At 61.1% G+C, this 14,473-nt stretch carries 4 protein-coding genes; all 4 read left to right on the forward strand.

Features of this window, described 5'->3' with window-relative positions:
- Positions 1 to 4: 4 nt before the first annotated feature.
- Positions 5 to 10,429: an Ig-like domain-containing protein gene (locus V5B40_RS07240; RefSeq protein ID WP_332353848.1), complete on the forward strand. Its 10,425-nt coding sequence runs from the start codon at positions 5 to 7 to the stop codon at positions 10,427 to 10,429.
- A 422-nt stretch (positions 10,430 to 10,851) separates the two neighbouring features.
- The gene (locus V5B40_RS07245; RefSeq protein ID WP_332353849.1) at positions 10,852 to 11,211 is read left to right on the forward strand and encodes a hypothetical protein; all 360 of its coding nucleotides are present in this window, start codon (positions 10,852 to 10,854) and stop codon (positions 11,209 to 11,211) included.
- A gap of 412 nt (positions 11,212 to 11,623) precedes the next feature.
- Complete coding sequence (locus V5B40_RS07250; RefSeq protein ID WP_332353850.1) at positions 11,624 to 12,457, forward strand: hypothetical protein; 834 nt, start codon at positions 11,624 to 11,626, stop codon at positions 12,455 to 12,457.
- Between the two features lie 93 nt (positions 12,458 to 12,550).
- Complete coding sequence (locus V5B40_RS07255) at positions 12,551 to 13,696, forward strand: hypothetical protein (RefSeq protein WP_332353851.1); 1,146 nt, start codon at positions 12,551 to 12,553, stop codon at positions 13,694 to 13,696.
- Positions 13,697 to 14,473: the final 777 nt, after the last annotated feature.

Here is a 14,473-nt window from a genome sequence, read left to right on the forward strand (position 1 = left end):
CGAAATGCGCGTCGTGGCCACCGACCGCGACGGCTTCAGCGCCACCCACACGCAGACCCTGCGCGTCAAAGACCCGGCCGATACCGCCGCGCCGCAACTCGCGTGGAGCGGCGCGCTCACCGGCGCCAGCGCCAATGCCCAGCCGCACGAAGTGCTGGCAAGCACCGCCCTGACCGCGCAGTTCGCCGAAACACAGCTCATGGGCTGGCGGCTGCAACTCGCCGCAGTCGGCAGCAATCGCTGGCAAACGCTGGCCGAGGCCGAAACGGCAGCGAGCAGCGTCGCACAGACACTGGCGCTGGCGACGCTCGATCCGCAAAAGCTCGACAACGGCCTCTATCAGCTGCGCCTGAGCGCCTGGGACCTCGCCGGCCGCAGCAGCGAAATCGCCGCCACCCTGATCATCGACAGCACCGACAAGACTTTCGCCAGCCATAGCCAGGCCGACGCCACGCTGACCCTTGCCGGCCATACCCTGGCACTCGTTCGCCACTGGCGCGAAGCGAACGGCGACGCGCCGGCAGACGAGCGCGGCGACTTCGGCAACTGGACGCTGGCGCTGCTCGCCAGCCAGCTCCGCAGCGACCAGGCGACAGCGCTGGCCAATGGGGCCATTGCGCCGTGGTCGCTGGGCGCGCGCGTCTGGCTGACGATCCCGACCGATCTCGCCGACGCCGACGCTGGCCTGACGCAGCTGTCCTTCGTCCTCGGCGCACAAAGCGAGCGCCTGGGTAGCGAAGCCGGCGCAGCGCAAGTCTGGCAGCCGTCCTTCAGCAGCGACCGGGGCTGGACGCTGCAGGCGCACGCCGACGGCGAGCGCAGCGGCGCCGACAATCTCCAGCGCCAGGGCGAGCGACTCTACGAGCGTGATAGCGGCCTGCCATGGGTGCCCAGCGCCTATACCCTGACAGCGCCGGACGGCACGCGCTACACGCTCGACGCACAAGGGACGATCCACAGCATCAGCTTCACTGACGGCCAATCCTGGCTGCTTTCGGACGCCGGCATCGTGGCGGTCAATGGCGCCTTCGCCGAGCGAGTCGACTTCCAGCGCGACAGCGCCGGACGCATCGTGCGCCTAAGCGCTCCCGACGGCGCTGGTGGAACGACCGCCATTGCCTACCGCTACGACAGCGCCGGTCGCCTGATCCTCGTCCGCCATCTCGATGACCACGATTTTGGTACCCCGATCGCCTACGACGCTGCCGGGCAGGTGCTCACCGACCCGCTCACCGCCAATCTCGGCGCAGTGGTGAACTGGGCCAGTAGCAGTAGCAAGGCCAACGCCTGGTTCGGCGAGCTGAAGGCCGATCAAGCAGTCAGCCTCGCCTTCACCGTGCGCGACAGTGAAATCGCATCGACGATCCACAGCCCCGGCGGCCAGGGCGCCGTGATCCTGGCGCTCGAAACGCAGCTTCCCGCCGACGGCGAGCTCGAAGTCGTCGGTGCCCAGATCATCGGCAGCAGCACCGTGGACGGAAAAGTCACCCGCCTCCTGCGCGTCAGCGAAGCCGGCACCAAGCTCATTCGCATCACCGGCAGCGGCGCCGCACAACTGCGCATCAGCGTCGCCGGCGACCTCGACCGCGACGGCCAGGTCGACGCCGCCGACAGCCAGGCCTGGGAACAAGCCGCAGCGACCCAAGACCCACTGGCCGATATCGACGGCGACGGCCAGATCGGCAGCGCCGATCGCCAGGTCCTCGTCGCCAATAGCGGCTTCAAGGCCAATCAGGCGCCGGCGGCGAGCGCAGCCGCTTCCGCAGCACTCAAAACGCACACCGGCCTGGCCACGCGCAGCGCCCTGAGCAATATCGCCGAAGACCTCGAAGGCGACACACTCTTCTGGCGCATTCTCGGCAGCACTCACGGCAGCGCCAGACTCGAAGCCAACGGCCAGGAAGTCAGCTTCACCCCGGAAGCCGGCTACAGCGGCGCAGCGACGCTGACGCTGCAGGCCGACGACGGCTTCGCCGCCGGCGCACCCATCGAGCTGACCATCGACGTCAGCGGCGCAAGATTGCTGCACATCCATCTCGCGCCATTGCCGGCGCTGGCCAGTGGCCAGTTCGCCCGCCTCCAGGCGAGCGTCGACTTCGCGGACGAGCAGTCCGTCGCCATCACCGACCCCGCCTATCTCACCCTCAGCGCCGCCGACCTCGCCGGCCTGGGCGGAAGCCTGCCCAGCCCCGTGCTGGTCGACGATGCCCGCGACCTGATCCACGCCACCGGCGTCGGCCCGGCCCTGCTCATGCTGCAGCGCGTTGACAGCGATGGGCGCCTGATCCAGGCCGCCGCGGCGCTCAACTGTGCACGCCGCGCCGCTGCCCTTCGACCCGACAGCGGCGCAGACGGTAGCGAAAGTGACGACAACTACGCCGGCGAAGAAAGCCTGCCCATCGAGCCCGACGTCTATCCCGGCACGCTCACCCTGATGCCGGGCGACACACGGCAGTTGAAAGTTCGCCTGCTCGACCCGAACAGCGATCAGTCGATCGACATCCACACGCCGAGCCAGACGACCTTCGCCGGCACACCGGAAACCCTGGAGAGCTACGTCGACCCGGACAGCGGTGAGAGCTTCGAAATCCTCATCCCGGCGACCCCGCCGGTGTACAGCGGCACCCGCTACCTCGTCTCCGACGCCACTATCGCCACGCTCAGCGAAGACGGCCTGATCACGGCCCTGCAGGCTGGCGAGGTCAGCATTTCGATCGTCCACCTGGCCAGCGTCGTCGATCCCTACGGCGGCGTCAGCGAACAGGTCATCGGCCAGAGCGACATCCGCCTGCGCGTGCAAGCCGCCGCACTGACCGACGACGACCCGAGCACCGCCACCCCGGCCGGCATCACCATCGCCGCCGATCAGGGCGGAGTCGTGCAGGCGGCGACAGGCGAAACGGTGATGATCGGTGCGGGGGCATTGCGGGACGATGCGGTGGTCTCCATACAGCGCATCGCCGTCGCCGACCTGCTCGCCGAAACGGGAATGGCCGCACCCGAAGCGGAAATCCTGCAGACCCTCGCCGCCTTCCGTCTCGATCTCGGCGAGCAGGCGACCAGCGTGCCGGTGCAACTGGCGATCACCCTGCAAGACGAGGCCGGCGTCGAAGTCGGCGACGAAGTCCTGTTTCTGCGTCGCGGCAGCGCCCCCGACCTCACTGGCGCCATGCAGGACAAATGGTGGCTTCTCGACAACGGTTTCGTCGGCACTGACGCGCACGGCCATCTCGTCGCCCGCACCGCCAGCCCGCCGTACAGCGGCGTCAGCGGTTCCGGCGATCTCATCCTGGTGAAGACCCGCAGCGACCATCAGACCGGTGCGGTCACAGTGCGCGGCAACGGCCTCAACGTCTTTGCCCTGACGACGAATTCGCTGGCGATTTCGATGGCTGGCGACCTGGCGAGCGGCGGCTTGTCGGGCGCCGGAGCAGCAACGAACCTGATCGGCCTTTTCGCCGGAATGTCGGAAATCTACGCCATCAACCTCGATTTTGGCGGCGTCTACCAGGTCGTCCCGGTTCAGAAAAGCCTCGCCAACGGCGAACTCACGCTGACCATCGCCACGCCCGGCGCGAGCGAGTCGGGCACACTTGATACCGCCACCTCGCCGCGCATCAGCGACGTCAAAATGCTCGCTTCCGGGAAGCTGCAGCTGACCCTGGAAAATCTCCAGGCGGCAGCCGTGCCCGGGATGGCGGCACAAGCAACGGCCTTGCGCCTGTGGGTCTCGCCGGAGCAGCTGAGCATCGATGCGCAGGGCAAAGCGAGTTCCAGCGTCTGGCCTACCGACAGTCAAACCAAGCGCGATGGCATGCGCCTGTGGCAGCAGCTGATCGATCTCGCGGCGGTCGCCCCCGGAGCAAGCAGCATGACCGTCGAAGTCGAGATCCCGGCGCAGCTTGCCCTCGGTCTGCACAGGCTCACCGTACAACGCCTGCTGCAAACCGTCGACCCGAGCATCCCCGGTGCAAGCCGCTGGCTGGCCAACGGCGAGCCGGGCAGCGTCACCCTCGAAGGGCAGACCGACTTCAGTGTCGTCACCCTCGCCGACAAGATCGAGATTTTCAGGGACGGCGAGATCGTCAATGAAATCCCCTATCTGGACGCCAGCGGCAAAGCCATCGTCGGCGGCGGTAGCAAGACCGACCAGATCGCCTTCAGCCTCGATAACCGCCTGCTCTTCGTCGCCGGCGCGCACGGCAATATCCACGTCATCGACACCGCCACGATGACGGCGGCAACGAGCTTCAGCGTCGGCACGGCCAACGTCAGCAGTCTCGCCGTTTCCGGGCAGTGGCTCTACGTCGCCGAGGGCGGCCCATACGAGCCGACGGGCAGCTATCGTCTCCTGCGCGTGAACATCGACGAAACCGCTGCCGATTTTCTGGCCATCCAGCAGATCGAGCTACCCGCGACAGTGAGCGGGCAGAATGCGCCCTACGGCTACATCGACATGGCGATCACCCACGGCGCGCATAGCTACCTGGCGGTGACGGCCAGCCAGCAAAGCGTCGGGGTGGCCATGGCGGGCAGCCAGCCGGACAGCGGCAACGTCTTCATTCTTGACCTCGACCAACTGCTGGCAAGCAAGGGCCGTCTCACCGCCACCAGCGCCGGGGCTTTCCTGCAGGTCGATTTCCCGACCCGGGAAGGCAAGGGGCCACAGTACATTTCTTCTGCAGGCATCAAAGACAACACGCTGCGCCTGCTGCTCAGCGACGCTTTCGACCTCAACGCGGGACTGGCCACGGTCACCGTCCAACTGAGCGATTTGGGGAGACTGCAAGGAACGCCGGTCTTCAAACAAATCGCGATGTCCGGCGCCCTGCCCGGCATGAGCCGCCTCGACGGCGACTACCAACTGAATATCCAGCGCGCACAATCGCCAGCGGTAATCGTGACGCGCAACGGCGCCGAATACGCCCTGGTCGCCGACTACTTCTTCGACTTCGTCGATCCGCTCGACGCCCTGGACGACCCGCAGAACGCGCTCAGGCAAATGGGCGGCAAGATCGGCATCGTCAGGAATCCCTTCAGCGCAAGCCCGGAATACCTGGGCGCGACCTCGCCGATCATCGACGCCAACTTCTCGCGCTTGCAGCTCGTCGACGCCGGCAAGACGCTATGGGCCGATATCCGCTACTGGCCAACGATCGGCGAACCGCCGCCCCCGAGCGGCCTGCTGGTCTGGGACCTGGACTCGCTGATCGCCGCTGCGGAACGCAATTCACTCGCCAGACAAGCCACGCCGCGGCCTCTGCCGATCGATCGCGAGCGGGTCGATGGCGTCACCACCCAGATCGTGACGCCCAGCAAACTCGATCTTGCCGACAGCCCGCAACTGACTTCCGGCTGGGTCTACGGAATGGCCACCAGCCAACTGCTCAAACCCGACACCGTCGAGTTCAGCGCACCGGTCGATGGCGGCCAGTTCCTCAAGACCACCATCGAACCGGACAAGGACGGCAAAGTCCCCGCGATCAACTACGGCGACATCGCCCGCATAGACCTCGTCAAGCTCATCCGTGACCAATACCCCAGCACGCTCGCCGACCTCAAAGATGCGGATCTCAACATCAACTGGGACAACATCGAAATCGGCGGAGCCGCGACCCTGGTCAAGGACAGCAAAGGCTTCCTGCTCACCGCCGAACGCGAGGATGGATATGCGTCGGCACAAGCGGCGACCGAGAAATCCTACAAGAGTCAACAGGCGGTCAATACCGACGGCGGCAAAAAGACGCTGAAAGAGAACGGCATCATCTTCCTCGCGCCGTCGATTGATGTCGATCGCCTGCGCCAAGGCAAGGCGCTGCTTGCTGGCGACATCACGATCACGATAAAGGGCTATGACAAGGACGATCCGGAAAAGCGCCTGCTGCTGAAACTGCGTGTGGTCGACTACACGCGAGCAGCTGAAACCGTGTTCTTCGGCGATCGGCCGCTGAATAATCCCGGGTATCACCCGTTTAAGCTAGCTGGCTCTGTTGGCGTCGGCGCAGAGAACCCGAATAACTCATTGGATGTCTGGCGAGTTGAACAGAGATTGCGATATCTCGGCTTTCCTGCCTACCAAAAAGGCTCAGGGATCAACATCAAGGATTTTATCGTTGATGGGGAATTCGCAGGAGACGAAAAAGCGGCGCTGAAGCTGTTCGAGAAGATTATTCGATTCCGCGTACCAGGCGAACCCGGTTACTCCAAGACTGGCACACTTACCAATGGCAATCCGGATCCAAAAGCCGTTGGCAACAACAAGTACGCGGGCGACTTCAACGGCGCCGATGGGGAAATCTCTCCGCACGATCACGCAATTATTCCCGACAATAGCGCAAGCGGTACGTCTCTTGAATGGTTAAGCGCCTACAACGCGCCGCACTGGATTAATATTGGCGCTCAAATGGAGTATATTGGTAATACAAAACAATCGAACTACAGCCTTCCTATGTGGCAAAACGGAGACCGCGGAGGTGAAACTTTTGGTGTCAGTTGGATGCGCGATCTAATGCGGGCTCAGGAGTACGCCGACCCGCAATACCTGTCGGGGTTGCCGACCACGGGCTCGCGCTTTACCGCCGCCATTGATGGAAACGGAAGCAATCCGGGAAGCCATAGTGCGCATTGGCTTGGAATGAGCTTTGACCTTTCCATCAAGCCGTATCTCGATCCATACTTCATGGGTAGCGAGGCGCCAGAATTTCCTACGACACTCAGCATTGATAATTTGCCGAGTCCACTTCCGACGAAAGACAACGACTGGGCATGGAGCAATGAGAATGCGCTGGCATTGGCCGAACAGCTAAGCAATCTGGAGCAACCGGGACAAGGCAGAAACTTTATGGCCGATGCCCTGCGCAATTTTCTCGCACTATATTCGGTAACGCGACGGGATGACGCCTCTGCAGGTTCTGGCTGGAATTCCCTACGGATGATCAACGGGGATAAAGCACGAAATGCCATCTTTGGAGACGGTTCTCGGGGCGAAAGTTCGATTGGCCGGGTGATTATCGGCGGCAGCAGACCCGGAGAGGCGAAGCTCAAGCGCATGAAGGAAATAATCGACCTTCTTGGGCTAACCAGCTGGCAAAGCTTCCAAGTCTCACCTCACCACCATCATTTCCATGTCGACCTTCACGTGCCGACTTTCTCGAAGATCGGCAGCAATTCATTGTTGCTATCGTCGTCAGAGAAATCCAACAGCCCTGCAAAGGACCGCGCCATGTTACCCATGGATAGCCCACCGGCATTGGACGTTCAACGCCCACCTACTTTAGCGACCCAGACAACTCTTATCGCCAAGTCATATGATGGCTTGGTAGGGATTTGCCTGTTTGTCGAATCTAGCCCAGCCATCACCCTCTCCCCCACCGCCGCCGGCTACGGCTGGTTCATAGACCCCACCCCGTCCGACAACGCCGAATTCCTCCCCACCAGCAACCCGTTCGAGTGGATCGCCAGGCCGGGCTCCGAGGCCGAGGGCAGAATGGACATGCTCACCGTTCTGCTCCATGAATACGGCCACGCCGTGGGACTGGACCACACCGCCGACAGCCACGACCTGATGGCCTCGACGCTCCTGCCGAGCGTCCGCCGCCTGCCCTCTTCCACCGAACTCATCGCCCTGCGCGGCCTGCTGGCCGGCACGGACTCCGCACCCCTGCCGTACGATCCCTCTACCCCGCCCGGCGCACCGCTGCCGCTGAGCCGCAGCGTCGGCTCTCTGCGGCTCAGCCGCCTACGCCCGCCGGAGCCAAACGACCCGACCGGCGACAGGCTCAGCGCTGCGCTCACGCAATTCAGTATCGTGGCCAACCCCACCCTGCTTGACCCCGCTTTCATCGACGGCGCTGGCTGGTGGTCCACCAGCGGCGAAGTCATTTTCGTGCCGGGGTCTGCGACGCTCAAGGAAACAGCCGCCTCGCAAACCCGCCTCAACCAGGCCTTTGTGCTCGGCGCCAATGATCGAAGCCTGTCCTTCACCTTGGCCGACATCGCGCTGGACGATGTGGACGCAGCCCCCGACGACGCCTTCGAAGTGGCGCTGATCGACGCCAGTACCGGCCTGTCACTGCTGGGAGGCACCGGCCTGGCTGACAACGACGCGATCCTCAACCTGCAAGCCGATGGCAGCGAGCACAAGGCCGCTGGCGTCACGACGCTGCGCAACGCCGACGGCAGCCTGTCGGTCCTTGTCGACCTCACCGGCATCGCGACGGGTACCGTCGTCAACCTGAGCTTCGACCTGATCGGCTTTGGGCGCGGCGCGGCTGCCGCCAGCAGCCAGGTCAGCATCCGCGACCTCCATCTCGGCGGCGGCCAAAGCATTGAAGCCCGCGACGATGTCGCTACCACGGCCGAAGACACGCCGGTGACCATCAACGTCCTCGGCAACGATTTGACCGGCGACTTCGGCAACAACCCCGGCGGCGAAACGAACGGCATCGTCCCCGCGCTCGTCCCCATCCTCATCGACGGCCCTGCACATGGCGATGTCGCCGTCAACCCCGACGGCAGCTTCACCTACCGCCCGCACGCTGACTGGCACGGCGATGATCGCTTTACCTATCGCCTGCTCGGCGACGGTATCGAATCGAAGCCCGCTACCGTCCGCCTGATCGTCACGCCGGTCAACGACGCGCCGACACTGGCCGAGATCGCCGCCAACAGCGAACTCACCCTGCTCGAAGGCCAGCACTTTACTGCGAAGGCTTCCGGAACCGACGTCGACACGGGCGATACCTTGCGCTATTCGCTCGATGCTGCGCCAGCCGGCGCGACGATTGACCCGACCACCGGGAGCATCGACTGGCAAGCCAGAGACGGCGACGCCAACTACGATTTCAGCGTGCGCGTCAGCGATACGGCGGGTGAATCAGCGAGCACTCACTTCACGCTGAAGGTCCTCAACGTGGCGCCGACGCTGAGCGCTGGTGGCCTGCAGGCGACCTTCGCCGGCGAGGACTTCACGCTCGCACTGAGCAGCAGCGATCCGGGCGACGACCGCATCGACAACTGGCGAATCGACTGGGGCGATGGTCAGATCATCGACATTGTGGACATCGCCGGCAACCCTGGCCAGGTCAGCCACCGCTACACGGGAATACTCGGCGAAGTCCGTATTCGCGCCACCGCTATGGACGAGGATGGCAGCTATACGCTCGAACCGCTGGCCGTGGCCGTGCTGCCGCCTACCTTACAAGTCAGTTCGTTCAGCTACGACTACAACGGCTTTGCGCTGCGTTTCAACGACGTCTTCGACGCCAGCCAGATCAAGCTCTACGACTCGCTGCTCAGCGGTCTCGGTGCGGCCGACATCGTCCTCGCGGGTAGTACCGGCATCGTCAAAGGATCGCTGGTCATCGACGCCGACTACCGAGGGTTGCGCTGCCTGATCGGCGGCGGCGGTCTCTACCCCGACACCTACCACCTGACGCTGACCAGCGGGCCGCAGGCGTTTCGCAGCGCATGGGGCACTCTCGACGGCAACGCTGACGGCGTCGCTGGCGACGATTACCGGACCTCGTTTACTCTCGACGCCCTGCCAACAACACAGCTCTCGCTGCCCGACTTCATGCGCGGACCCGGCCAGGCAGTCAATGTACCGGCTGCCGGCGAGCATCTGCCGCTGACGCTGCTCAGCCCGGGTGAAGTGCGGCGCTTGAGCTTCGTCATCCGCTTCGATCCAGCGCTGCTGGAAATCAGCGCGGCGCTCCCCGGTTCCGGCCTGCCCGCGGACGCTTCGCTGGCGATCGACCGCTCAGTCGCCGGAGAGCTCCGGGTGAGCATCGCGTCGGAAACGGCCATCGCCGCCGGCACGGTCACGCTGCTCGACCTCGTCGCCAGCGTACCGGCGACGGCGCCGTACGGCGCGCAGCAGATACTCGATATCCAGCAGGTGTCGATCAACGCGCAGTCCCTGCCCGGCGTCGACCGCGACGGCCTGCATGTGGTCGGTTACGTCGGTGACGCCAACGGCAACGGTACCTGGGAAAGGGCTGATGTGTCGCTCATTCTGCACATTGCGACAGAGACCGACGATGAATTTGCCGCCTGGTCGCGGATCGATCCACTCCTGGTTGCCGACATCGATGCCGACAAACGAATCACTTTTCGGGATCTAGCGAAGATCAGCCAAAGCATAAATGGCGTCCCATGGCCAGCGATTCCAGAGCTGCCGACCGGCCTGTCCTTGACCTTTGCGGCGCCGCAGGCGTGGCCGGAGCAGCCGGCGCCGGGGCAGAGCCCGCCACAAATCGACTTCGGCGCAAATTTCGCCGACTTCGCGATCGGCAGCGACGACCCACGCTACCGGCGCGACAACTGGAAGACATCCTTCGTCACCCAACTGGCGAGCAGGACCATCAGTCCAAACAGCCACTTGCAGGTAACGCTGGAGGCCGCTCCGCAAGTAGCGCCGTCGGCCTGAAGACAGGTTCGAACGCCTGTTTGCGGGCATGCTGCTGACAAACGGTCATGACACGCGGAGACCACCCCCTTCCATGAAGGTCATGAACCGTTCGTCAGGCGAGGCAAATTTCGGCACCTGAGCGACAGCTTTGAAGCGGGAGCGGTCAGCGGGTGTAGGATGGCGTCGGTCGGCAGTCGGCCAAGAAGAGACGGTGGAGAAGTCTGCCGAAAGCAGTCATTCAAGCGGCCTGAGTGTATGCTATCGACCTAGCCCGCGACCCACTGCCTCTCACGATGTATTTTTCCTGGATGGAATCCGAACACATAGGGCGCAGAGCCGATTGCGGTAAGGCTTGCAGCGTTCCGAGCGACGTCGATTTCCGGAGCCGGCGCCGATGCTACCCAGTAAAACGGTCGCTATGAAACAAGGTTGGAGGTTCTGTGTCCGAGCACGATTTCAAGCCGGTAACTCTTGAGAAGCCTAGTCACCGCGGGCTGCGGCCTCTGTTTGTTGGCAGAATCGCCAACGCTCTGGACTCTGTTGTAGGTGTTTCCTCCGCATTGTTTGGAGTCACTCTGATCGTCGGTGGCGTGGTCCTTCTCGCACACAACCTCTACTTGGTCACAAATACCTTGGTGTCCCGCAGCGCATGGTTAGCACTGTCGTCACTCGTTCTTCTTGTTCTTGTAGTCGCGTTATATTTTTGGCGGTCGTCGCTCATTACGCGCTTGGTGCTCGTTTCAGTTCTCGCCGTTCTGTCGTTCGTCGGTTCCCCAATTCTTGAACGGGTGCTCAACTGAGCATCTTCCCCAACCGACCGGTCGCCCCCGTGCCCTTCGGTCACTGGACGATGCGCGATGAAGCCGCGCAGCGCCTTCTATGTCAGACGTTGAACGTCCTCTCCCAGCCAAGACCGAGATCGTTTTTGGGTCGCAAAGAGACTGTCTGATTCCATTTGTTATGAGGCAGCAATCGGCCATGAACAGACGGTGAAGAAATTCGCGCGAAGCAGTCATTGAAGCGCTCTAGGGGTATGCTACCGCCCTAGACCACGGCGTTCAGTTCCATACGACTTCGTCGCGAGGCATAGGATCAGCACAAACAGATCGCGCAAAGGTAGCTCAGAGCGTGCCGAGCGACGCTGAGTTACGGAGCGAGCGCCGCATTGATGGAGTAATTGTGTTCCGATAATGAATTGCACCACGAGACCATATGCCCACTGACGAGCCTTTGCGAGACGAAGAGATTCAGTGGCTAAACACCTACGAGAAGAACGTGCACGAATTCTTCCGCACTCGATTCGAGAGTTCCTCTGACCGCTTCGAAGCGCCTTATCCGCTGCTCAAACGTTTCACGTCCTCGGTGGACGCTGTTAAGGTGAAGGCCAATGGGCGGTCACGGTTCAGTGCTGTCGACGAAGCGCACAACGAATTGTGTATCGCGTCTGCCATTCTCGAAAACCAAGGGCCGCAGTTCAATTGCATCAAATACGAACCGCGTCTTAGTGGTTGTCCCCAATCAATAGACTTCCTCGCTACCTCAAGCGCTCTGAAAGTCTACGTGGACGTAAAAACCATCAAACCCGTGGCTACAGACCGCTGGGAGCAATACATGAAGGCTCCAACTGAAGAGTGGATGCCCGACAATGTAAAACTCATGCTTGAGAAAGAATCCCGTGGCGGCGAGTTATGGCATAACAGGTTTGCGGCCAGAAGCGGAATACTGCAATACTCACTTGAGCTTGAGAAAAAGATTGCAGAGAGCAACATAATGGAAAACAATACGCTTGTTGTTCTTGCCTTGTGCGGTGACGGATTTTCCTGGCGTCAAGACGAATTAGAAGACTTCGTTGCTTATTACTACACGGGCACTCATCGAACTGATGACCCGTTCTCCCTAGCGGAGTCGCGGGCTATCCAAGATAAGCAGATTGTCATCAGAAAATCGATTTCTCGCTTTGCATGCATGCAACGCCCACAAGGAGACGTTCTGCAGACGCGATTGACTTGGGATGTTCAACCTCCGCGCTTTCCGAACCTCTCATGACATCCGCTCGACATCACGCTCCACCGCCCTGCGAGGAAAAGTCCGCAGGCCTGTTATTTTTAGCCTTGCGCATCTTCGCAAAGAACATTAGCCGTGCTACCACTGTATGAAAAAAAGGTCACCATAGCGGGGAGGGTATGTGTCGCTAGCGCGCTAGCCATTGCCCTCTCGGTGTCTCTGGGATCGCTGGCACCGCAGTTATGGAACATTCCTCCAATTCTGCATGTGCCCCTTTTGCTGACGAAAGCGCTTTCGTTTTGGTATGCATGTTGGGCGACAATCAAAGGGAAGGGTTATGCGGGATGGATCGGATTAACGTTCCCTTTCATTGCTATCGTCATCAAAGATAGGCATAAAAACCAGCCACCTACGGGTGCGGAAATGTTGCCGCCGAAGACGACGGGCCAACCTACAAAAATCCCGATCCGCATGCGCACCATTGCTGCTCTACTGAATATCGCACTGTTGATCTCGGTCGCCTACTTACTACTCAAATATGGTATCTCGAACGCAAGAGAGGCTTGGCTCGTCGCTCTGATGCTGCTGGCGCCAATGGTGTCACTTCTTGTGATAAATTTTCCACTATCGCAAGATCGGGCATCTTTGTTTCTGAAGCGTAGCTCTCTTGACAAGCGGCGGAACGTCGATGAAGGAGCAACAGGAAGGTATCACTTTATGCTAAACGCCATTTTTGCTTTTCTCAGATCGCTTGTGTCTGCTCCGGTGCAAGAAACCGTGGAAGAATTCATCACCAAGTTTGTACGCGAGACGCCCATAAACCACGAAGAAGTGAATCGTATGAAGGATGATCTTGGTATCGGAGCTTCAACGGCGGTGAACGCGGTACTTCTGATCCATGTTTATGGAATTCACTTGGCTTTCCAAAGCGCTGCGGCTCGGAAGCTGATACAACATGCTGATCTGGCCAACTTCGAAATGCACATGTTGTCAGAATTTGTTAATGCTAGCCTAAATAAGATTGGCCTCAATGAGAACGCGGGCCGGCTGTACAAGAAAATGGAGCGTCAAATACAAGAAATGGACATCGAGTTTCTTGCTAATTCGGAGGGTTCTAACGGACCTTTCTGGGCTGCGACAAAGAGATTTCTACGCATCATTTGTGAAAAAGACCTCACCGACGTCGCGATAATGTTTAGCATTTCCGCGAGCATCAATATTCATATGCAATCGACCGTCCAAATGTTTGATGGTCTCTATGAGAATGGATATCGATTTTGAACGCGACGGCCCATACAGCCTAACTCATCGCCGTACGCCACGCCACGCGATGATCCCGCGCAGTTCCCCTGAGGGACGATGTTGACCGGCTGTTTCCTGAAAACCCGATCGGCTGCTCAGGGTCGTGAAGAGACCGCCTGATTCCATTTGTCATCAGGCAGCACTCGGCCATTATGCATAGTTCCCAGTTATGAACAGTTCGCCCACCGCAATGGCTGAATCGGCCTGTCCTTGTTCCTGATCCGAAGCCTCGACGAGCCCTGGGCTGGACATAAGTCCGGCGCAAACATCAGCGTCATCGCGCTGTGGCTGGGGCACGAGAGCCCGACGACAATTCACCAACACATTGAAGCTGACCTCGCGCGATGAAGGAGCAGGCCCTGGGGGAGACTACATGAACCAGACGCCGCGATCAGGCGCTACAATACACCCGACTCGTTGGTCGAGTTCCTGAAGACCCTGTAATTATGTGCAGGCCGCAGGCATCGAACACCGACTCTGTGCTCGTGCGATGCCGCGGCCCGTACCGCAACTGTTAATAACTGGGAACTATGCATAATGCAGAGGGTTTTTAGCTTAGCGGACGCGGTGCGCTGAGTTTGGTGAGAGGTGTGGTGCCACCACCGCGACCGGTGAGCTAAAAATCCTGTTGTACTGAACCGCCGCGCAGGCGGTGGAGCTATGGGGTTTGAATCAATGCGGCCTTGTCGAAGCGTGAGATTTGCACACGCGAGAGGCTCGCCGCAGTAGCACGAGGATGGGTTTCCCGTGCACAGG

This window comes from Candidatus Accumulibacter meliphilus (assembly GCF_036625345.1).
GTDB lineage: Bacteria > Pseudomonadota > Gammaproteobacteria > Burkholderiales > Rhodocyclaceae > Accumulibacter > Accumulibacter meliphilus.